The sequence below is a fragment of the Ideonella sp. genome (genome assembly GCF_041914305.1).
GTDB lineage: Bacteria > Pseudomonadota > Gammaproteobacteria > Burkholderiales > Burkholderiaceae_C > Ideonella.
This window is the reverse complement of the sequence record NZ_JAYSDQ010000007.1, coordinates 186,263-207,513: the sequence shown is the minus strand read 5'-3', so window position 1 is coordinate 207,513 and position 21,251 is coordinate 186,263. Positions and strand designations below refer to the sequence as shown.

General features: G+C 70.1%; 19 protein-coding genes. 6 read left to right on the top strand and 13 right to left on the bottom strand.

Annotated features, from left to right (window positions below):
* Positions 1-61: 61 nt before the first annotated feature.
* The 4 genes from ACE3SG_RS11810 to ACE3SG_RS11795 form a co-directional block, all read right to left on the bottom strand.
* The gene (locus ACE3SG_RS11810) at positions 62-1,564 is read right to left on the bottom strand and encodes an FAD-linked oxidase C-terminal domain-containing protein (RefSeq protein ID WP_374565166.1); all 1,503 of its coding nucleotides are present in this window, start codon (positions 1,562-1,564) and stop codon (positions 62-64) included.
* A 98-nt stretch (positions 1,565-1,662) separates the two neighbouring features.
* Complete coding sequence (locus ACE3SG_RS11805; RefSeq protein ID WP_374565164.1) at positions 1,663-2,346, bottom strand: PhaM family polyhydroxyalkanoate granule multifunctional regulatory protein; 684 nt, start codon at positions 2,344-2,346, stop codon at positions 1,663-1,665.
* 48 nt (positions 2,347-2,394) lie between these two features.
* Positions 2,395-3,429 carry a TraB/GumN family protein gene (locus tag ACE3SG_RS11800; protein WP_374565163.1) on the bottom strand — a complete coding sequence of 345 codons (1,035 nt, stop codon included), beginning with the start codon at positions 3,427-3,429 and terminating at the stop codon, positions 2,395-2,397.
* Positions 3,426-4,409 carry a fumarylacetoacetate hydrolase family protein gene (locus ACE3SG_RS11795; RefSeq protein ID WP_374565161.1) on the bottom strand — a complete coding sequence of 328 codons (984 nt, stop codon included), beginning with the start codon at positions 4,407-4,409 and terminating at the stop codon, positions 3,426-3,428. The genes ACE3SG_RS11800 and ACE3SG_RS11795 overlap by 4 nt, the downstream gene beginning before the upstream one ends.
* Positions 4,410-4,471: 62 nt before the next feature.
* Between ACE3SG_RS11795 and ACE3SG_RS11790 the strand changes: the two genes are divergently transcribed.
* The 4 genes from ACE3SG_RS11790 to ACE3SG_RS11775 all read left to right on the top strand — a co-directional run bounded on the left by ACE3SG_RS11790 (position 4,472) and on the right by ACE3SG_RS11775 (position 10,853).
* Positions 4,472-5,695, top strand: a complete 1,224-nt coding sequence (locus tag ACE3SG_RS11790; protein WP_374565159.1) for a DUF3108 domain-containing protein — start codon at positions 4,472-4,474, stop codon at positions 5,693-5,695.
* Positions 5,696-5,794: 99 nt separating this feature from the next.
* Positions 5,795-6,094, top strand: a complete 300-nt coding sequence (locus ACE3SG_RS11785) for a DUF3567 domain-containing protein (protein WP_374565158.1) — start codon at positions 5,795-5,797, stop codon at positions 6,092-6,094.
* A gap of 195 nt (positions 6,095-6,289) precedes the next feature.
* The gene (locus tag ACE3SG_RS11780) at positions 6,290-8,596 is read left to right on the top strand and encodes an ATP-binding protein (protein WP_374565156.1); all 2,307 of its coding nucleotides are present in this window, start codon (positions 6,290-6,292) and stop codon (positions 8,594-8,596) included.
* An 88-nt stretch (positions 8,597-8,684) separates the two neighbouring features.
* Positions 8,685-10,853, top strand: a complete 2,169-nt coding sequence (locus ACE3SG_RS11775) for a putative bifunctional diguanylate cyclase/phosphodiesterase (protein ID WP_374565154.1) — start codon at positions 8,685-8,687, stop codon at positions 10,851-10,853.
* A 35-nt stretch (positions 10,854-10,888) separates the two neighbouring features.
* Here ACE3SG_RS11775 and ACE3SG_RS11770 read toward each other — a convergent pair whose 3' ends face one another.
* The gene (locus ACE3SG_RS11770) at positions 10,889-11,545 is read right to left on the bottom strand and encodes a hypothetical protein (RefSeq protein WP_374565152.1); all 657 of its coding nucleotides are present in this window, start codon (positions 11,543-11,545) and stop codon (positions 10,889-10,891) included.
* 117 nt (positions 11,546-11,662) lie between these two features.
* Positions 11,663-12,799, bottom strand: coding sequence for a 3-deoxy-7-phosphoheptulonate synthase (locus tag ACE3SG_RS11765; RefSeq protein WP_374565150.1), 1,137 nt, complete (start codon positions 12,797-12,799; stop codon positions 11,663-11,665).
* 108 nt (positions 12,800-12,907) lie between these two features.
* Here ACE3SG_RS11765 and ACE3SG_RS11760 point away from each other — a divergent pair, with 108 nt between their 5' ends.
* On the top strand, positions 12,908-13,213 hold the full coding sequence (locus ACE3SG_RS11760) for an antibiotic biosynthesis monooxygenase (protein ID WP_374565149.1): 306 nt from the start codon (positions 12,908-12,910) through the stop codon (positions 13,211-13,213).
* A 120-nt stretch (positions 13,214-13,333) separates the two neighbouring features.
* Here the strand turns inward: ACE3SG_RS11760 and ACE3SG_RS11755 are convergent, their stop codons facing one another.
* From ACE3SG_RS11755 to ACE3SG_RS11735, 5 genes are all read right to left on the bottom strand, one after another.
* On the bottom strand, positions 13,334-13,921 hold the full coding sequence (locus ACE3SG_RS11755) for a YceI family protein (RefSeq protein ID WP_374565147.1): 588 nt from the start codon (positions 13,919-13,921) through the stop codon (positions 13,334-13,336).
* Positions 13,922-13,961: 40 nt separating this feature from the next.
* A complete protein-coding gene (locus ACE3SG_RS11750) occupies positions 13,962-14,537 on the bottom strand; it encodes a YceI family protein (protein WP_374565145.1) in 576 nt (191 codons plus the stop codon).
* A 41-nt stretch (positions 14,538-14,578) separates the two neighbouring features.
* Entirely contained in the window at positions 14,579-15,130 is a 552-nt protein-coding gene (locus ACE3SG_RS11745; RefSeq protein ID WP_374565144.1) for a cytochrome b, read from the bottom strand.
* 98 nt (positions 15,131-15,228) lie between these two features.
* Positions 15,229-16,110: a DUF4743 domain-containing protein gene (locus ACE3SG_RS11740; RefSeq protein ID WP_374565142.1), complete on the bottom strand. Its 882-nt coding sequence runs from the start codon at positions 16,108-16,110 to the stop codon at positions 15,229-15,231.
* Positions 16,107-16,964 (bottom strand): EamA family transporter, encoded by an 858-nt coding sequence (locus ACE3SG_RS11735; RefSeq protein ID WP_374565140.1) that lies wholly within the window; start codon positions 16,962-16,964, stop codon positions 16,107-16,109. The genes ACE3SG_RS11740 and ACE3SG_RS11735 overlap by 4 nt, the downstream gene beginning before the upstream one ends.
* 202 nt (positions 16,965-17,166) lie before the next feature.
* Between ACE3SG_RS11735 and ACE3SG_RS11730 the strand changes: the two genes are divergently transcribed.
* Entirely contained in the window at positions 17,167-17,625 is a 459-nt protein-coding gene (locus tag ACE3SG_RS11730; protein ID WP_374565265.1) for a GNAT family N-acetyltransferase, read from the top strand.
* 30 nt (positions 17,626-17,655) lie between these two features.
* Here the strand turns inward: ACE3SG_RS11730 and ACE3SG_RS11725 are convergent, their stop codons facing one another.
* Entirely contained in the window at positions 17,656-19,749 is a 2,094-nt protein-coding gene (locus ACE3SG_RS11725) for a primosomal protein N' (protein WP_374565138.1), read from the bottom strand.
* Positions 19,750-20,103: 354 nt separating this feature from the next.
* Positions 20,104-21,213, bottom strand: coding sequence for a uroporphyrinogen decarboxylase (hemE, locus tag ACE3SG_RS11720; RefSeq protein ID WP_374565136.1), 1,110 nt, complete (start codon positions 21,211-21,213; stop codon positions 20,104-20,106).
* Positions 21,214-21,251 lie beyond the last annotated feature (38 nt).

Sequence of the window (21,251 nt, the reverse complement as noted above, 5' to 3'; positions counted from 1 at the left end):
TTGGGCCTGCGGCCCTTTCCCGCCAAGCGGGATTGAGCCCCTTCGGGCGGCCGGGCGTGGCTCAAAACCGCTCCAGGTTGGCGAAGGGCAGCAGGCCTTTCTTCACATGCATCTTGCCGTACTCGGCGCAGCGCTGCAGCGTTGGCAGCAGCTTGCCGGGGTTCAGCAGCTCGTGCGGGTCGAACGCGGTTTTCAGCGCCCGCATCTGCGCGATCTCGTCGGGGCTGAACTGCACGCACATCGAATTCAGCTTCTCGACGCCGACGCCGTGCTCGCCGGTAACCGTGCCGCCCATCGCGACGCTGGTCTCCAGGATGTCGGCGCCGAACAGTTCGGCCCGGTGCAACTGGTCGGGGTCGTTGGCATCAAACAGGATCAGCGGGTGCAGGTTGCCGTCGCCGGCATGGAAGACGTTGCAGCAGCGCAGGCCGTACTTGGTTTCCATCTGCGCGATGGCGATCAGGATGTCGGCCAGCCGCTTGCGCGGGATGGTCGAGTCCATGCACATGTAGTCGGGGCTGATGCGGCCCGACGCGGGGAACGCGTTCTTGCGCCCGCTCCAGAACTTCAGCCGCTGCGCCTCGTTGGCCGAGACCTCCATGCGTGTCGCGCCGCAGCCGGCCAGCACGCCCCTCATGCGGCCGATCTCTTCTTCGACCTCTTCGGGCGTGCCGTCACTCTCGCACAGCAGGATCGCCTCGGCGCTGAGGTCGTAGCCGGCGTGGACGAAGTCTTCGACCGCCGCGGTCATCGGCTTGTCCATCATCTCGAGGCCGGCCGGGATGATGCCGGCACCGATGATGGCCGCGACCGCGTCGCCGGCTTTGCGGATGTCGTCGAAGCTGGCCATGATGCAGCGCGCCAGCAGCGGCTTGGGCGTGAGCTTGACCGTCACCTCGGTGACGACCGCCAGCATGCCCTCGCTGCCGACGACCAGCGGCAGCAGGTCCAGCCCCGGTGCGTCGAGCGCATCGCCGCCGAACTCGACCGGCTCGCCGTCGACCGTGAAGCCCTTGACCTTCAGCACGTTGTGCAAGGTCAGCCCGTACTTCAGGCAGTGCACGCCGCCCGAGTTCTCGGCCACGTTGCCGCCGATCGTGCAGGCGATCTGGCTCGACGGGTCGGGTGCGTAGTACAGGCCCAGCGGCGCCGCGGCCTCGCTGATCGCCAGGTTGCGCACGCCGCACTGCACGACCGCGGTGCGGCTGAGTTTGTCGAGCTTGAGGATGCGGTTGAACTTGGCCAGGCCCAGGGTCACGCCCAGCTCGTGCGGCATCGCGCCACCCGACAGGCCGGTGCCGGCGCCGCGCGCCACCACCGGCACCTTCAGCGCGGCGCAGGCCTTCAAGACGGCGCCGACCTGAGCTTCGGTCTCGGGCAATGCGACCACCAACGGGCGCTGGCGGTAGGCGGTCAGCCCGTCGCACTCGTACGGCGTGGTGTCTTCGCTGCTCCACAGCAGCGCATGCGCCGGCAGCACGGCCTGCAAGGCCACCACCACCTCGCGCTGGCGGGCAGCGCGGGGCGAGGCGTCGGCAGACGGGGAGGCGGTCACCGCGGACATGAGCGCCGACTGTAGCAACGCGAAACTGAACCGCGGCTGAAGCCGAACAGCAATCAGGTCGATTCAGCTGCGACCAGGATGCAGTGAATTGACGCGCGTCAGCTGCGCTTGCGCGGCGCCGCCTTCTTGGCTGTCGCCACCCGCGTGGCCGCCTTGACGCCGCCGCCGACCGCCTTGGCCGCGACCTTGGTCGCCTTCACCGGCACCTGCGCGCCCAGCTCGACCGCGCGCTTGAGCGTCTCGCCGGCGGCGTCGAAGCTCTGCTTGACCATCGCGCCGGCCAGGTTCTTGGCGGCGTCGGTGGCGCTGTCTTTCATCGCGCCGGCGGCCAGCGTGGTGAACTGCTTGGTCAGCGCGCCCCACCACTGCATCGGGTCGACCGTGCCCATCGGCGTCTCGACCTGGGTCTTGGACGGGGCCGCGCGCGGCTTCTTGGCCGCCGGCTTCGGCGCCTGCTCTGGCTCGGCCTGCGCCGGCTCGGGCACCGTCAGCTTGATCGAGTCGCGCAGCTCGCCCATCTGCACGTTCATCGTCTTCAGCGTCGACAACGTCATGCGCTGCACCTCGAGCGCCTGGATCGTCGCGCCCAGCATGCGGGCGTTCTGCTCGAGCCAGAACTGCACGGTGCGCAGCTCCTCGATGCGCTTTTCCAGCTCCTCGGGGTTCAGCGTCGGCGCGATCCACTGGCCCATGTTGGGCAGCGCGGCGCCGGCGTTCTTGACCAGCCCCTGCAGGAAATCGAAGCCCGGAACCATCTTGGTGAAACTGGCTGCATCGGCCATCACACGCCCCTTCTTGCTTGCTGGGATGGCGGCGATGGTACGCCGCGGTCACCGAGGTTTGTCCAAGGTCTTGCACGAATCCGGCTTGGCCGGCCCGTCGCAGGCGCCCTGGTGGCCAGCGACCGGAGTGAGCGTGGGGGCCACACGTTCCACCTCGAAGCCCCGCGCCTTCAGCAGCGCCGGCAGGCCCTCGTCGCCGATCATGTGCAGGGCGCCGACCGCGACGAACAGCTGCTCGCCCGCCTCGTGCCGGGCCTGCAGCTGGGCCGCCATCGCGAGGTTGCGCTCGTCGAGCAGGCGGTGCATCAGGCGCTTGTCGTCGTCGCTGTCGACGCAGTGGCACCAGTCGGCATAGCTGCTCAGCTCAGCCCAGTCCGAGCGGGCCCAGGCCTCGGCCAGGCGCCGCAGCGTCGGCAGGGCCCGGCCGCTGTCCAGCTCGTCCAGCGCGTGGCCGACGAAGGTCTCGGTCTCGGCCGGCGTGGGCTGCAGCAGCAGGCCGATCTGCGCCTCGGGCGTTTCGAGCGACAGCACCGGCTTGCGCAGGCCGCGCGCGTAGCCGGCGAGGAAACCGTCGATGCCGAAGGCCGGCTCCAGCCCGGCGCGGCGACCGACCATCACCGTCAGCGTCACGGCCTGCATCTCGGGCCTCAGCGCCGCCAGCTCCTGACCGGCGCAGGCCTTGTCCATCTGCGTGCGCAGGCGGCGCTGCACCGGGCCGGTCAGCGTGGGCGCGCCCGGCGCCACGGCCAGCACCGCCATCAGCCGGCGCTGGATGTCGGGGTCGAGCATGTCGAGCTCCAGCGCGACCTTGTCGACCGCCTGCAGCGCGCTGCGCACCTGCGGGCCGGGGAACATCCAGGTCTGGCGGGCGACGTGCAGCGTGCCGTACAGCCACGAGGTCTTGCCGCCCTTGCTGGCGCGAAACAGAAACCCGCGGTCGACGGCGTCGCGCATGCCGCGCTGCACGTCGTCGGCCGACAACGGCGCCGGCTGCGGCGGGCAGGCCTCGGTGGCGCGGGCGGCCGGGGCCACCCAGCAGCACCAGGCGGCGGCCAGGGCGGCGATCCAGCCGGCCGGCCTCATGCCGGCTCCACCACGGTCTGCTCGATCGCACCGAACAGGCTGTGGCCGTCCTTGCCCTTCATCTCGATGCGGATCGTGTCGCCGTACTGCATGAACGCGGTCTTGGCCTCGCCCTGGTCGATCATCTCCAGCGCGCGCTTTTCGGCGATGCAGCTGTAGCCGCGGGAAGCATCTTTGTTGCTGACGGTGCCGGAGCCGACGATCGCGCCGGCGCGCACGTTGCGTGTCTTGGCGATGTGGGCGATCAGCTGGCCGAAGTGGAAGTTCATCTCCGGCCCGGCCTCGACCAGCCCGACCTTGCGGCCGTTCCAGGTCGACTGCAGCGTCAGGTGCACGCGGCCGCCCTGCCAGGCGTCGCCCAGCTCGTCGGGCGTCACGGCCACCGGGCTGAAGGCGGTGGCCGGCTTGCTCTGGAAGAAGCCGAAGCCCTTGGCCAGCTCGGCGGGCACGAGGTGGCGCAGTGTCCAGTCGTTGGCCAGCATCAGCAGCCGCACGCCTTCGAGCGCCTGCGCCGGCGAGGCGCCCATCTCGATGTCGCCGGTGATCACCGCGACCTCGGCCTCGAAGTCGATGCCCCAGTCGGCGCTGGCGAAGCGCACGTCGTCGCAGGGGCCGAGGAAATCGTCGCTGCCGCCCTGGTAGACCAGCGGGTCGCCGAGGAAGGATTCGGGCATCTCGGCGCCGCGGGCCTTGCGCACCAGCTCGACGTGGTTCAGGTAGGCCGAGCCATCGGCCCACTGGTAGGCGCGCGGCAGAGGCGCCATGCACATCGCCGGGTCGAACGGGAACGCGTGCCGCGCCTTGCCCTGGTTCAGCGTGGTGTAGAGGTCCTGCAACTGCGGTGACAGGAAGTTCCAGTCGTCCAGCACCTGCTGCAGCCGGGTGGCGATGCCGTTGGCGTAGTGGGCGGTGGCGAGGTCACGCGAGACGACGACCAGCTGGCCGTCGCGCGACCCATCTTTGTAGGTGGCGAGCTTCATGAACGGTGGACGCGGTGGGCCGCCGAGGCGGAGGCGGCCGGAGTTGATGGCACCATTGTCCGATGCCCTGGCCTGTCTTCACCTTTCCTGCCCCCACGCAACTGCCCGCGCGCGCGCCGGCGGTGAACTGGCGCCGGCGCGGCCAGGCCAGCGCCGTGCTGCTGGGGGTGCTGCTGGGCCACGGCTGGCTGATCGGCCCGGTGCGCCAGCCGATGGGCCGTGCGCCCGAGCACGCGCCGGCGATCCAGCTGGTGACGCTGCCGCCGGCCGAGGCACCGCAGCCGGCGGCCGAGGTGGCCGAAGCCCCGGCCGAGATCACCCCTGCTGCTTCGCCGCCGGCGCAGACGCCGCCGCAACCGGCCACGCCCGAGCCCGCTGCGCCGGTGGACCCGCAGCGGACACCACCCGACACGCCGATCGATTGGAACGCCGGCCCGCGGCCGCTGGAATCGGTAGCCGGCTCCCAGCCGATGTCGCCCGAAGAGTTGACCTCGACCCCCGCCGCACCGGTGCCTGGAACGGTGTCCGCCGCACAGGACAGCGACGACGGTGGCGGCCGGCCGCCGATCTACACCACCCAGCGACCGGAGCAATCGTTCAAGCTCGACTACCGGATCGAGCGCGGTGACGACGCGGGCACCGGCCAGCTCAGCTACGACTTGCAGACCGGCGGCGTCTTCCGCGTGCGCTTTGCGGGCGAGGTCCGCGGCAAGACGACGGACTGGATCTCGCGCGGCTTCTTCAACGCCGCCGGCTTCGCGCCACAGCGCATGGTCGAGCGCCATCGCGGGCTCGAGGTGCGGGCGACCAATTTCCAGCGTGAACAAGGGGTGATCACCTTTTCCGGCTCCACCCGCGCGATCGCGCTGTACCCGGGCGCGCAGGACCGCACCAGCGTGCTGCTGCAGGTGGTCGCGATCGCCCAGGCCCAGCCGGGTGGGCTGCGCGCGGGCCAGCGCATCCGGATGCAGGTGGCCGGGCTGCGCGATGTGGACGAATGGACGTTCGAGGTCCTTGGCGACGAGCGGGTCGAGCCCAATGGCACGCCGATCCCGGTCGTGCACCTGCAGCGCGAGCCGACACGCCCCTATGACCAGCGCATCGAGCTGTGGCTGGCGCGCGAGGCGGGCCACCTGCCGGTTGGGCTGCGCTTCACCCAGGTGCCCGGCCGCGCCAGCGAGGCCTACTGGCTGACCAGCCCGCTGCCGGCGCCCGCACCGGCCGCACCGGCCGCACCGGCCGCACCGGCCGCACCGGCCGAACCTGCCAGTGCCGGCCAGCCCTGAACTGCGGCGCCGCCGCCTGGGGCCCTTGAATCCGGCCGGGGCGTCACCAACTGCCTGGCATGGGGCCTGCTTGGCCCTGTGCAGCATAAGGAGCCCCGCATGAACCTGGTCTACAACTCCGACAGCTACGCCGTCGTGCAGATCTCGCTTGAGCAGGCGGACGGCGCGCCCGACGATGGCGAAGGGGCGTCGGCCAGCCACGACGAGGTCGTTCGCGGCGGCTACGAGATCGTCGACAAGATGGCCAAGAAGGGCATCTTCATCGACGGTGCGCTGGCGCAACGCTTTCGCGAAGGCGTGCGCGCGCTGGCCGAAGAGCACGAGCCCAGCACCGAAGAGATCGACGACTTCATCGCCGGCTACACCCAGCTGGCGCAACAGCCGCTGACGCTGCACTGATCGCGCCACGGTGGGCCGAGCGACGGGCCGCCCCTAGCCGGCCCACATCCCCTCGGGGGATCGGCCAACGTACCCGTTGGCCGAGGGGCCCCACTCACCGCCGGGGCTTGCCCTCGCGCGACGCCTGCGCCAAGATCAGCGCCACTTCGACGGCGACGGTGCGCCCTGCGCCCAGCCGCCGGTGGAGGAGACGAAGTGGTCAAGCGTCTTGCCGATGCGCGCGTGGTGCTGTCGCCCGGCCTGGCCGATGCGCCGGTGCTGGACCGCCTGTGCACGCATTTCGTGCTGACCCTGACGCTGGCCCAGGCCGGCCGGCTGAACCTGCGCCGTGATTGGGGCGGGCTGATCGGCCTGACCGGGCGCCACCTGGTCTGGCCGCTGCCGGTGCTGCACCGCCTGCGCGCGTTCCTGCAGCGCCGTTGCGGTGCCAACGAACACTGGGCCGGCCACGAGCGCCTGACCGACGACGCCTTCATCGCCCGCCACGGCGCCTGGCACGGCCCGTACGAAGAGGGCTCGCTGTTCTTCTACATCGACGAGTACATCAAGGACGCGCCGAAAGACCTGCTGGCAATGCTGAACGCGACCGCCGACTGGCTGGAGCGCGACCTGAAGAAACACGCCACGCTGGTCGAGAAGAACATCGACGCGCTGGGCCAGTTGCTGCAGCTGAACCCGGCCGAGCGCGCGCTGCTGCTGTACGGCACGCTGGCGCGCTACCAGCGCGAGCTGCGCGGGCTGCTGGTCGAGTTCAAGGTCTCGAACGCGCAAGAGGCGTTCGCGATGCTGGCGCGCGTGGCACGGGTCGACGAGCGGGAGGTGGCCGAGGCGCTGCGCGCCGGCTCGCGGCTCGAGCGCATCGGCATGGTCGAGAACCTGATCTCGGAACACAACATCACCGACCTGGCCGACCTGATGAAGGTCAGCGAGCAGCTGCCGCCGGTGCTGATGCGCGAATACCGCGACCCGAGCGACCTGATGGCGGTGTTCACGCGGCCGGCGCCGCGCACCGAGCTGGCCACCGGCGATTTCGAATTCGTCGCCGAAGAGGTGCAGGTGTTGTGCGCGCTGTTGCGCAACGCCGTCGCGCGCAAGGCCGCTGGCGTCAACGTGCTGCTGTACGGCCCGCCCGGCACCGGCAAGACCGAGCTGGCCAAGGTCTGCGCCGAGGCGGCGGGGTTGGAGCTGTACGAGGTCGAATACGCCGACCGCGACGGCAACTCGCTGACCGGCCGAGACCGCTACCGCTCGCTGCAGATCAGCCAGGTGTTTCTGAAGGGCGGCGCCCATGTCGCGCTGCTGTTCGACGAGGTCGAAGATGTGTTCCCGGCGATCCCCAGCGACACCGCGCAGCTGATGGCGCGGCTGGACGCCGGTGACGGCGCATCGTCGGCCAGCGTCAGCGGCAAGGCCTGGGTCAACCAGATCCTCGAGGCCAACCCGGTGCCCGTGATCTGGATCACCAACCGCATCGAGCAGATCGACCCGGCGTTCCGCCGCCGCTTCCAGTACCACCTGGAGCTGAAGTCGCCCCCACCGGGCGCGCGCGAGGCGCTGGTCGCGCGCGCGCTGGCCGGCTCGGTGGTGAGCGAGGGCTTCGCGGCGCGGCTGTCGGGCCGGCGCGGGTTGACGCCGGCACAGATCCGCACCGCCGTGCGCTTTGCCGAGCTGGCCGGCCAGCCGGGTGAGGTCGAGGGCCTGATCGAGCGCCAGCTGGCGCATGCCGACCTGGCGCTGGGCAGCCTCGGCCGCCGCGAGCGCGGCGCGCGGCCGAGCGTGACCCACTACGACCTCGGGCTGCTGAACGTCGAGTCGCGCTTCGGCGTGCCGCAGATCGTCGCCGCGCTGCAGCGCCGGCCGCATGGCGCGCTGTGCTTCTTCGGCCCGCCGGGCACCGGCAAGACCGCCCTGGCCGAGCACATCGCCACCAGCCTGGGCCGGCCGCTGCTGGTGCGCCAGGCGAGCGACATCATGAGCAAGTTCGTCGGCGAGACCGAGGCCAACATGGCCCGCATGTTCGACGAGGCCGCGACCGAAGAGGCGGTGCTGCTGCTCGACGAAGCCGACAGCTTCCTGCGCAGCCGGCGCTACGCCGAGCGCCACTACGAGGTCAGCGAGGTCAACGAGATGCTGCAGGGCATGGAGCGCTTTCCTGGCGTCTTCATCTGCACCACCAACCTGTTCGAAGACCTGGACGAGGCGGCGCTGCGCCGCTTCACCTTCAAGATCCGCTTCAAGGCGCTACAGCCGGCGCAGCGGGTGGCGATGTTCGTCGCCGAGGCGCTGGCAGGCGACCCGGGCGCGCTGACCGGCGAGCAGCGCCAGCGCCTGGCCGCGCTGGAGGAGCTGGCACCGGGTGACTTCGCCGCGGTGCAGCGCCAGGTCGACGTGCTCGGCGCGCCGTTCACGGCCGATGAGTTCCTCGCTCAGCTGGAAAGCGAGCACAGGGTGAAACCCGAGGTACGGCACCGAAGAGCGGTGGGATTCACGCAAACTCCATGATTGTTCAGGCGCCGCCATGGCGCCGTGAACCGGCGGGCCCAATAATGCCCGCGCCCTGCCCGCCCGCCCCTCGCGACCCATCCACCGCATGCCCGTGCCGCCTACCGCCGACCTGGTCAACGCCCTCGCCGCCCCCGAGCTGCACGGCCCGACCATCGCCGGTGCCGCACTGCTGGCCGGCTTGATGTTCGGCCTGGTCGGCCATGGCCTGCGCAAGATCCGCTCGACCGACACCGTCACCGCGCTCGGCTGGTGGGGTGCCGCAGCGGTGGCCGGTGGCGCCGGCTTGTGGGCGCTGCACTTCTTTGCCTTGACCGGCCTGGGCCTGCCGTGGGAGCCGCACTTCCGCGGCTGGCAAATGGCCGGCAGCGGCATGGCCGCTGCGCTCGGCCTGGCCGCGGTGCTGGCCACCGCCCGCCTGCGCTGGGGCGACACCGCGCGCCTGGTGCTGCAGGGCCTGGGGCTGGGCGCGCTGTGGGCGATGGTGCAAAGCCTGTCGGTCGCCGCGCTGGCCGAGCCGCCCTTCGTCAGCGCCGCCGGGCCGGCCTGGCCGCTGCTGGCGCTGGCCGGTGTGGCGACCGCGGCCACCGCGGCGCTGGGCCTGGCCTTCAGCCCGCGCTGGTCTGCGCTGGGCCCGTTCGGCCTGCGGCTGTTCCTGGGTGCCACCGGCTTTGCGCTGGCCTCGGGCCTGGCCCAGGCGCTGACCTTGGGCAGCCTGGGTTTTGTCGAGACCACGCGCCCGAGCGGTGTGCTGCTGGTCGCGGTCGACGCCCTGCAATGGGCCTGCGCCGCCGGTGCGCTGGCCTTGCTGCTGGGTTTGTTCGGGGTGCTGATCGATTCACGCGCGTCGCACCGCAACCGCGCGCTGGCCTCGTCGCTGAGCGACGCCAACCGCCGGCTGCGCGAACAGGCGCTGACCGACCCGCTGACCAAGCTGCCGAACCGGCTGCTGTTCGAAGAGCGGCTGGCCAATGCGCTGGAGCTGGTCGACGACCCCTCGGCCCCGCCCGGCGGCACGCTGGCGGTGATGTTCATCGACCTCGACGGCTTCAAGCCGGTCAATGATTCGTTCGGCCACAGCGCCGGCGACGCGGTGCTGCGCGAGGTCGGCCGCCGGCTGCAAAGCCTGGCCCGCCAGTCGGACGTGGTCGCGCGTGTCGGCGGCGACGAGTTTCTGCTCCTGGCCGAGCGGCCCGGCACGCCCGCCGGCGCCGGCCACCTGGCGCAGCGGGTGCTGCAGTGCCTGGCCGCGCCGTGCAAGCTGCCCAACGGCGCCGAGGTGCGGCTGTCGGGCTCGGTCGGCATCGTGATGTACCCCGAGCACGGCCCGGCGCAAAAGCTGCTGGCCCGCGCCGACGCCGCGATGTACGCCGCCAAGCGCGCCGGCGGCTCGGGCTTCGCGATCTTCGAGCCCAGCATGGAGCAAGACAGTCGGGCCCAGCTCGAGCTGCAGCACGAGCTGCGCGGCGCGATCGAGCGGGCCGAGCTGGTGCTGTACTACCAGCCCAAGATCGACGGCCGCTCGGGCCAGATCACCGGCGTCGAGGCGCTGGTGCGCTGGCAGCACCCCACCAAGGGCGTGATCTCGCCGGGCGTGTTCATCCCGATCGCCGAGCGCTTCGGCCTGATCAGCGCGCTGGGCCAGTGGGTGATCGACGAGGCCTGCCGCCAGCTGCGCGCCTGGCTCGACCAGGGCCTGCGCATGCGAGTCTCGATCAACATGTCGGCCCACCAGTTGCGGCAGGAAAACCTGGTTCAGCGCATCCGCCGCTCGCTGCATGCGCACACGGTCGACCCGGCGCTGCTGACGCTCGAGATCATCGAATCGGTGCTGATGGAAGACGCCGCGGTGCAGGCTTTTGCCGGCCTGGCGCAGCTGGGCGTCACGCTGTCGATCGACGACTTCGGCATCGGCTATTGCAACTTCGCGCTGCTGCGCAAACTGCCGGTGACGCAGCTGAAGGTCGACCGCAGCCTGTTCACCGACATCCAGCACAGCTCGGACGCACTGGCGGTCGTCGACGCGATCGTCAAGATGGCCCACGCGCTGGGCCTGCGGGTGGTGGCCGAAGGCGTCGAGACCGACGCGCAGCGCGACATGCTGCTGGCGCTGCGGTGCGATGAACTGCAGGGTTATCTGTTCGCCAAGCCGATGTCGGCCGAGCGGCTGACGCTGTGGGCGATGGGCGACGAAGGCGTGCACATGGCCGACTTCCGGCCGTCGATCTACGCGGCGGCGCCGCAGACGCTGCAGTAAGACGGCCGCGCGCAGCGGCCGCCGGGCTCAGGCAATCAAGCCGGTTGCAGCGTGGCCAATTCGTCCTCGGCCTGATCCGGCCGCGTCTCGGGGGCCCCCTTCGGGTTGGCCTTGGTGCTGCGGCGCTTGCGGGGCTTCGCGGCCTCGGGGGCCGGTGCGTCGGCCGCCGCGGCCACGGCCGCCTTGACGGGCTTGGCCTTCTTGGTGACCGCTGGCGCTGCGGCGGCCTCGGGCAGCTCGATCGCGACCGGCGGGGCCTTCTTGGCCCGGCCCTTGTGGCCCTTGGGCGACTTGGCCTTCAGCTCGGCCCGGGCGGCCAGGTAGGCCTGGGCCTCGTCGTCGTTCATGCCCAGCGTCGAGAAGACCTGCGCCACTTCGGCCAGCGACGTGCTGTTGGTGAAGGTGTGGACCAGGTGGCCGCGGCGGCCGCCGAACATCAGCTCGATGCGCCGTGCGCGGTGGCTGTACAGCAGCGCGTAACGCTGCAGGCCGACGCGAAACCAGATGACGTTGCCGCCGGCGCCGTCTTTCTCGCTCACGCGGACATGGGCGCCTGCGTTCTTGCGCCACAGGATGCCGCCGGCGATGGCCAGCAGCACCTCGTTGACTTCGCCGGCGTGGTGGTCCGAGCGCTCGAACACGCCCAGGAGATGCTCTTGCAGTTCATCCACGCTCTTCAACGCGATTGCCATCGACATCCCCCTGAGTGCATTGGCCCCTGAACGCTGGGCTCATGACCCGCGACAGCTACATAACGCCGACTTTGCGGGGTTACCTGTGAAGCCAACACCCCTAGATCGAAGGGGAACTTAGGCGCGACGTTTGCTCACCGCGGCGGCCAGCTGGCGCAGCACCGGCTCGGTGTCGGCCCAGCCCAGGCACGCATCGGTGATCGATACACCGTGTTTCAAGGCCTGGCCTGGCAGCAGGTCTTGCCGGCCGTCGTTCAGGTGGCTCTCGATCATCACGCCGGTGATGCGCCGCTCACCGCCGGCGATCTGCGCCGCCACGTCGGCACCGACCTCGATCTGCTTGCGGTGCTGCTTGCTCGAATTGGCGTGCGAGAAGTCGATCATCACTTGTTCGCGCTGGCCCGACGCGCGCAGCACCGCGCAAGCGGCCTCGACATCGGCGGCGCTGTAGTTCGGCTGCTTGCCGCCGCGCAGGATCACGTGGCAATCATGGTTGCCGCGGGTCTCGAAGATCGCCGCCTGGCCCATCTTGGTCATGCCCATGAAGGCGTGCGATGCGCTGGCCGCGACCACCGCATCGGCCGCGACCTTCACGCCGCCATCGGTGCCGTTCTTGAAGCCCACCGGGCAGCTCAGGCCCGAGGCCAGTTGGCGGTGGCTCTGGCTTTCGGTCGTGCGCGCGCCGATCGCGCCCCACGAGACCAGGTCGGCGATGTACTGCGGGCTCAGCAGATCGAGAAATTCGGTGCCGGCCGGCAGCCCGAGTTCGGTCACGTCCAGCAGCAGCGCGCGGGCGCGGCGCAGGCCTTCGTTGATGCGGAAGCTGCCATCCAGCCGCGGGTCGTTGATGTAGCCCTTCCAGCCGACGGTCGTGCGCGGCTTCTCGAAATAGACACGCATCACGACCAGCAGCTCGCCGCGCAGCTCGTCGGCCAGCCGCTTCAGTTTCTTTGCATACTCGATCGCCTGGTCGTGGTCGTGGATCGAGCAGGGGCCGACGACGGCGATCAAGCGGTCGCTGCGGCCGGCCAGCACATCGGCCAGCTCGCGGCGCGCGGTCTCAACCAGGCTTTGCGCAGCCTCGGGCATCGGCATGTCGTCTTGCAGCAGCGCCGGCGAGATCAAGGGCCGGACGGCGCCGATGCGCACATCGTCGACGCGGGTCGAGTCGTGGGTGGCTGGCGCATCGGCGGGCTGCAGGCGCGAGGCGCCCCCGACCTCGTGGTCGTGTTGCCAGTCATCGGGTCGGTTCACGGTCACACTCCTTGCAGCGCGATTCGGTTGCTGAGGGCCTCCCAGCCGGGACAGGGATTATCCGCGCCGTGGGACACTGGCCCGCCCGTCACCCTGGAGCTGTCACCGATGATCCTGGAACATGCCGACATCCGCATCGCCCCCGGCCAGCAGGCCGCCTTCGAAGAGGCGATCCAGCGCGGGCTGCAGACCGTGATTTCGCGTGCGAAAGGCTTTCGCGGCGCCCAGGTGCAGCATGGGGTCGAGAACCCCGAGCGCTACTTGCTGCTGATCCACTGGGACACGCTGGAGGACCACACCGTGGGTTTCCGCCAGGGCCCGCTGTTCACCGAATGGCGCGCGATCGTCGGGCCGTTCTTTGCGGCGCCGCCGGTGGTCGAGCACTTCGAGCTGGCGGTGGAGACGAACGCCTGAACGCCACCGCATCAACGCGAGAAGGCGGGCTGCCCAGAGCGAGCGTCTGACGATCGCCCGGGCATGCCCGCCTTCTCGCGCGCGCACCGCCCGCGACGGACAGCCCGCTAAAAAGACAACTTACTGCTTGACGGCTTCGACCTGGATGATCAGCTTGACCGCGTCCGGGAAGCCCCAGTCCAGGCCGTAGCTGACGCCGTACTGGCTGCGGGTGATGGTGGCCTCGAAGTCGCCGCCGCAGACCTCGCGCTTGAGCATCGGGCTCTGGTAGCAGTTGAAGTTGTTGGCCTTCAGCGTGACCGGGTTGGTCTTGCCGGCCAGCGTCAGCGTGCCCGCCACTTCGCTGACCTTGTCGCCGTTGAAGCTGAACTTGTCGCCGACGAACTTGGCGGTCGGGAACTGTTCGGTCTTCAGGATCTCGGCGCTCTTCAAGTGCTTGTCGAACGGCGCGGTGCCGCTGTTGATCGACGTGGTGTCGATCGTGATCTCGACCTTGCCGGTCTTGCCCGCGCGGTCGAACTGCACCGTGCCTTCTTTCTTGTCAAAGCGGCCGCGGTTGGTCGAGGTGCCGAAGTGGGTGATCTCGAAGGTCACGAAGGTGTGCGTCGGGTCGATGCTGTAGGTCGCTGCCTGCGCTTGGGCGCCGGTGGCTGCGAGCATCGTCAGGGCGCCAGCCGCAACGGCGATCAGCGAGGTCTTATGGTTCATGCGGGAATCTCCAGGGAACAGGGGTTGGAAAAGAAAACGGTCAGAGCGGCGCCACGCCGGTCACGGCGAGCTTGAATCTCACCTGCACGTCGTTGGCCACCATCGAGGTGTCGGCCCATTCGCCTTCACCGATCTTGAAATCGAGCCGCTTGATCGTGAACGCGCCGGTGGCGAAGGTCACGCCGCCTGTGCCCTGGGCCAGGGCGACGGGCACCACCACGTCTTTCACGCTGCCCTTGATCGTCAGCTTGCCGGCGACCTCGAATTTGCCGCCGCCCAGCGCCTTCATGCCGCTGGACTGGAACGTCGCCTGCGGGAACTTGGCGACGTTGAACCAGGCGGGCTTCGGCACTTCGGCGTCGGTCTCGGGCGAGCCGAAGCCTGCGCTGCCGGTGTCGATCGTGAAGCTGACGTTGCTGGCTTCAGGCTTCTTCGGGTCGAAGCTGATGGTCGCGTCCCATTTGCGGAACTTGCCGTCGACGGGCACGCCCATCTGCTTGGAGGTGAAGCCGATCTCGCTTTGCGCCGGGACGACCTTCTGCGCCTGGGCCAGGGCGAGCGAGCTGCCCAGCAGCAAGGTGGCGGCGAGCGCAGCGGAACGGGTCAGTGCAGACATTCGGTCAACCTTCGATATTAGAGAAGACGAGTCAGGGCGGTTCAGCGGCCGGGGCGCATGCGGTCGAGCAGGCGGTCGCGGTCGACGAAGTGGTGTTTCAGTGCGGCGCCGATGTGCAGCAGCACCAGCACGCCGAGCGTCCAGGCCAGCACCCCGTGGCGCTCTTTCATGACCTCGGCCAGCGCCTTGTCGGGCGAGACGAAATCGGGCAGCGGCAGCACGCCGAACCAGACCACCGGGAAGCCCGCCGCCGAGCTGTAGGCCCAGCCGGCCAGCGGCACCAAAAAGAACAGCGCATACAGCGCCCAGTGCGTCAGGTGCGCCATGCGCTGCTGCCAGCGCGGGCCGGCCACGTCGGCCGGCGGCCGGTGCGTCAGGCGCCACAGCAGGCGCAGCGCCGACAGCGCGAGGATCGTGATGCCGGCCCACTTGTGCCAGTTGAACAGCTTCAGCCGCGTCGGCGACATCGACAGGTCGCTCATGTACCAGCCGACGCCGAAGCTGACGATGATCATCAGCGCCAGCAGCCAGTGAAAGCCGATGGCCACGCCGGTGTAGCGAGAGCGGGTCGAGGGGGTGGCGTTGGTGTTCATCGTGGTTGGTTAGTGTGGCGAGGTGATCGGGGCCAGCGGTTCAGCACGATTGAGGCGGCATTTCAGTTTTGCTGAATGAGGAAACCGCCGCCGGCGGATCACGCCACCGGCGGGTCGAACCGCGCGGCGCGCTCGGGCACCACCAGCAAGGCGCCGAACGCGGCCGCCAAAGGCTGCGCCTCTTCCGCCGGCAGCAGTTGGTGCCGCAAAGCGAAGTCCAAGGTTGCAAGGGCCGCGTCGGTGGTCATTTCACCGTCGGCGGCGCGTTGCAAGGCGTTGGCGATCGGTAACAGCTGGTGCTCGGCGACCTCGCCGTCCTGGTTCTGCGGCACGCGGCCCGGCGCCAGGCCCAGGTCGTAGACGAACAGCCACTCGTGCTGCCAGCCTTCGGGGATGTCGCAGGCCAGCTCGAGCACGCGGCCGGCCGTCAGGCCCGCCAGCTCGTGCGGGTGCAGGCCGGCCTCTTCCCACGCTTCGCGGCAGACCGCCTGGCGCGGGGTCTGGCCGTGCGGCACGCCGGAGCCGACCAGGTTGTCGAGCCGTCCGGGGTCGGTCGGTTTGTTCCAGGCCCGGCGGGCGATCCACAGCTGCTGCGGCCGGCCCTGGGCGTCGGCGACATAACCGTTGATGTGTGCGCCCAGCGTCTGCGCGCCCCAGAAGCGCGACGAGGCACGCTCGATCACCGCGGCCAGCGCACCGTCTTCGTTCCACAGCGCGAAGGGCTCGTCGCGCCAGGCGCGGATCAGGCCCTGCGCGCGCAACGTGGCGTTGACCTCGGCGAACACCGCGTCGCGCTCGGCCGCGGGCACGTCCAGGCGCCACGCGCCATCGGTGGCCTGGCCAAACCACTGCGGCCAGGCTGCAAGGGCCAGTGCGCCGGCGGCGTCGATCGAGCCGGCGCGCCGGCCGTCGACCACGAATGGCCAGCGTGGGCCGCGCTCACTGCGGCGCGCCGCCGCCAGGCAAGACCAGCGGTTCATCGGCTGGCCGCCCACAGGTTCAGCGCCAGGCCGGCCATCACCAGGCCGGCGGCGCCCAGCTTCCAGCCCGGCAAGGCCTCGCCAAACACCAGCGCCGAGGCGCCCATGCCGAACACCGGCACCAGCAGCGCGGCCGGCGTGACGGTGGCCGGAGGGTGGCGCGCCAGCAGCCAGTTCCACACGCCGTAGCCGAACAAGGTGTTGCCCACCGCCTGCCACGCGACGGTGGCCCAGGCCGCTGCGCTGGCGGCGCTTGCCACCGCCACCAGGTGCCCGGCGCCGCCTTCAAACAAGATCGTCATCAACAGCAGCGGCGGCAGCGCGAACAGGCTGGACCAGACCATGAAGCCCAGCGCATCGACCTTGCCGGCGCCACGCGCCACCAGGTTGGCGAGCGACCAGCAAAACGCCGCCGACAACACCAGGCCCATGCCGACAAGGCTGATGCCGGCGCCACCGAGGTGCGCCTGCCAGCCGATCCAGCCCATGCCGGCCAGCGCGAGCCCGAACGCCCCGAGCTGGATCGGCCTCACCCGCTGGCCGGCCAGCACGATCGTGATGAAGACCTGGGCCTGCACGACCAGCGACGCGAGGCCGGGCGAGATGTCGGCCTTCATCGCGAGAAACAGCAGGCCGAACTGGCCAGCGCCGAGCAGCACGCCGAAGGCCGCCAGCCGCCACCACGGCGTGGCCGGCCGGCGGATGAACAGCATGAAGGGCAAGGACGACAGGCCGAAGCGCAGCGTCGCCAGCAGGAACGGTGGCAACTCGGCCAGCCCCCACTTGATGACCACGAAGTTGGTGCCCCAGACCGCAACAACGGCCAGCGCGAGCAAGAGGTGGGAGACAGGCATGGGGCGGCAGTGTAGGCAGCTTGGGTGGGCCGCGTGGGCGGCGGGGCATCGGGCCCACCGGCTGCGGCATCGACGTGGGCGCCAGGATCCATGCGACTGGGGCGATGCGCCGCATCACACCTCGGCGTTAGGCCGACGGCCCACCTTGGGCACCATGCGCCAACGGATCACAATCCGCTGCATGGGCACCACCTTGCACCGAATGACCGAGCAGGCCTTCGTGCGCTTCAACGAAGCCGCGATCGCCGACTATGCCGACGACAACGTGACCTCGGGCCGCTGGCCTGCCGAGGGCGCGCTCGAGCGCTCACGGCTGGAACAAGAGCGCCTGCTGCCGCAGGGCCTGGCCACGCCGGGCCAGCACCTGTTCACGATCCACGACGATGCCCTGAACCTCGATGTCGGCGTGTTGTGGCTCGCGGTGACCGAGCACCCGGGCAGCCGTTCGGGTTATGTCTACGACGTGGCCATCGACCCGCCTTACCGCCGGCGCGGCCACGCCAAGGCGGCTTTCATGGCGCTGGAAACGGTGGCCCGCGAGCTGGGCCTGGCCGACATCGGGCTGCACGTGTTCGCCCACAACGAAGGTGCGCAGGCGCTGTACCGCTCGCTGGGCTACCAGACGACCGGCATCAACATGCGCAAGCGCATCGAGCCCTGACGGCCGCGGCGCCTCGCGCGCGCGACGAGGTCAGATCGTCATCGGGTCGACATCGACCGCCCAGCGCGCGATGCCTTTGTGCTGCGAGCGCAGGGCGGGCAGGCCGGCCACCCAGTGCGCCAGCAGGCGCTGCAAGGCGGCGCGCGAGCCCGACTCGACCAGCATCTGGCGCCGCTCCTGCCCGGCCACGCGGGCCACATGCGGCGGCACCGGCGCGTACAGGCTGATCTGCTCGGCCAGGCCCAGCTCGCCGGCCAGCACCAGGGCCTCGTCGCGCGCCGCGCGCAAGAAGCCTTCGGCCACCGCCGCGTCGCGCGCTTCGGCGCGCAGCAAGGCCAGGTGGGCAAACGGCGGCAGGCCGGCCATCTCGCGCTCGCGCAACTGGCTGGCGGCGAAGCGCGCGTAGTCGTGCGCCTTCAGCGCGGCAAACAGCGGGTGGCCGGGGTTGGCCGTCTGGACCCACATCTCGCTTTGCTGCGCGACCTCGGCCGCGCGGCCGGCGCGGCCGGCCGCCTGCATCAGCGTCGCGAACAGGCGCTCGGGGGCGCGGAAGTCGGCGGTGAACAGCGCCCCATCGGGGTCGACCGCGGCCACCAGCGTGACGCGTCGAAAGTCGTGGCCCTTGGTGACCATCTGGGTGCCGACCAGCACGTCGACCTCGCCGGCGTGCACGGCCGCCAGCTGCTGCTCCAGCGTGCCTTTCAGGCGCGTCGTGTCGGCATCGATGCGTGCAATGCGCGCTTGGGGCAACAGCTCGCCGACCTGCTCTTCGAGCTTCTCGGTGCCGCGGCCGACCGGCTGGATGTCCAGGTTGCCGCATTCGGGGCAGGCGCGCGGCACCCGCTCGGTGAAGGCGCAGTGGTGGCAGCGCAGCGTGCGGTCGAGCTTGTGGAACACGCGCCAGGCGCTGCAATGCGGGCAGGCGCTCTTCCAGCCGCAGGCGGTGCAGTGCAGCACCGGCGCAAAGCCGCGCCGGTTCAGGAACAGCAGGCTTTGCTCACCCCGCGCCACCCGTGCTTCGATCGCGGCTTTCAGCGCCGGCGCCAAGGCCAGCGGTGGCTCGCCCGGCGGCGGGCGCACCTGCTGCGTCATGTCGATCACCTGCACGCTGGGCAGCGGGCCCTGCCCCACCCGCTCGGCCATCGTCAGCAGGCGGTAGCGGCCGGTCTGGGCGTGGTGCCAGCTTTCGAGCGACGGGGTGGCCGAGCCGAGCACGACCGGCGCGTTCTCGAGCCGGCCCCGGTAGACCGCCAGGTCACGCGCCGAGTAGCGCGCGCCGTCTTGCTGCTTGTAGCTCGGGTCGTGTTCTTCGTCGACGACGATCAGGCCCAGCCGCGGCAGCGGGCAGAAGATGGCCAGCCGCGTGCCCAGCACCAGTTCGGCCTGGCCGCGGTGTGCGGCGAGCCAGTTGGCCAGCCGCTGCGCGGGTGTCAATGCACTGTGCAGCGACACTAGGCGGCGACCCGGGAAGCGCGCCGCGAAACGCTCTTCGAGCTGCGGCGTCAGGTTGATCTCGGGCACCAGCACCAGCGCCTGCTGGCCGGCCGCCAGGGCCGCTTCGGCCAGCCGCAGATAGACCTCGGTCTTGCCGCTGCCGGTGACGCCGTGCAGCAGGTGGCAGGCCGGCTCGGCCGCATCGAGCGTGGCCAGCACCGCGGCCTGCTCGGCGGTCAGTGCCGGGCGCACCGGGGCTGCCGCGGGCGGCGCCTTGGCCGCCGCCTTGGCGAGCCGCTTGTCCTGCAGCCGCATGCGCTTGGCCAGGCCCGCGTCGTCGAGCTTGCGCAGCTCGGGCGGCAGCACCGCCAGCGCCACCTCGCCGATGGCCCGCTGGTAGTAGCGGGCGCTGAACTCAACCAGGCGGCACCAGGCGGCCGGCAGCGGCGGCAGGCTGCCTAGCACTTCGGCCACCGGCTTGAGGGCAAAGCCTTCAGCGTCGTCTTGGTCTTTGGTGTCGGGCGGCTGCGCCGTGGCCGGCCCGGGCCAGACGATGCCGGGAACGTCACGCCGGCCCAGAGGCACACGCACCAGCGTGCCCGGAGCGAGCGGCTGCTCACTCTCGTAGTCCAGCGTATCGCCGAGGCCGGCATGGGCCGGCGTGTCGACGGCGACCCGAAGCCGATTCATGCGACGCGGGGGTTCAACCTGCTCGCCAGACACGTTTCTAAGAGCAACAGATCAACAGTGGCGCTTAAGTTCATGATTCCAAAGACCTTTCAGACTTGCCCACTGTTCCTGTGGATAACATTGTGGGAAAGCTGCGGTCGGGCGTGCTAAATGCTTGATGCGCCACGCACCGGCTTGGGTTGCCCGTTTCTGTGGCAAGACCCAAAAATTCTTTCTAATCAAACACTTGCCACGAATCGCCGCGATTTTGATGGTTTTATGACGTGATCCATAGCGGTGATCTGTCGCACCCCGGCTTTTGGGGATAAGTCAAGCCCTTAGCGAACACTCACCCGGTGAAACCCCCATACCACATCACAAGGGCGCCGGCGTATGGGAGCGTTTACGCAACAGCCGGGAGTGGCTGTGCACGGCCTCGACCAGCGCCGACACATGCTCCGGCGGGGTGTATTGGCTGATGCCGTGGCCGAGGTTGAAGACGTGGCCGTCCCACCCGCCATCGGCGCGCTGCGGCGGGCCGAAACTGTCCAGCACCCGCCGCGCCTCGGTGGCCACCACGGCGGGCGGCGCGAACAGCACGTTCGGGTCGAGGTTGCCCTGCAGCGCCACCTGGTGGCCCACGCGGGCGCGCGCCTGGCCCAGGTTGACCGTCCAGTCCAGGCCGACCACATCGGCGCCGCTGGCGGCGATTTCGTCCAGCCACAGCCCGCCGCCCTTGGTGAAGACGATCGCGGGGATGCGCTGGCCGTCATGCTCGCGCTTGAGCTGCGCCAGCACGCGCCGGGTGTAGGCCAGCGAGAACTGCTGGAACGCGCCGTCGGCCAGCACGCCGCCCCAGCTGTCGAAGACCATCACGGCCTGCGCGCCGGCGTCGATCTGCGCGTTCAGGTAGGCGGCGACCGCATCGGCGTTGACGGCCAGGATGTGGTGCATCAGGTCGGGCCGGCTGTACAGCAGGCCCTTGACCAGGCGGTAGTCGTCGGAGCCCGCGCCCTCGACCATGTAGCAGGCCAGCGTCCACGGGCTGCCCGAAAACCCGATCAATGGCACGCGCCCGTTCAGCGCGCGGCGGATCGAAGTGACCGCGTCGAACACGTACTGCAGCTTGGCCAGGTCCGGCGCCACCAGCGCACGGATCGCCGTCTCGTCGCGCAGCGGGTGGGCGAAACGGGGGCCTTCACCCTGCGCGAAGCTCAGGCCCAGGCCCATCGCGTCGGGCACGGTCAGGATGTCGGAGAACAGGATCGCCGCATCGAGCGGGTAGCGCTCCAGCGGCTGCAGCGTCACCTCGGTGGCGAAGTCGCGGTTGGTGGCCAGACCCATGAAGCTGCCGGCCTTGGCGCGGGTGGCGCAGTACTCGGGCAGGTAGCGGCCGGCCTGGCGCATCAGCCACAGCGGCGTGTATTCGGTGGGCTGGCGCCAGCAGGCACGCAGGAAGGTGTCGTTCTGGAGCGGGGCAAACATGGCGCGATTATCGGCGCCCGCTCCTGTTTGAATTTGAC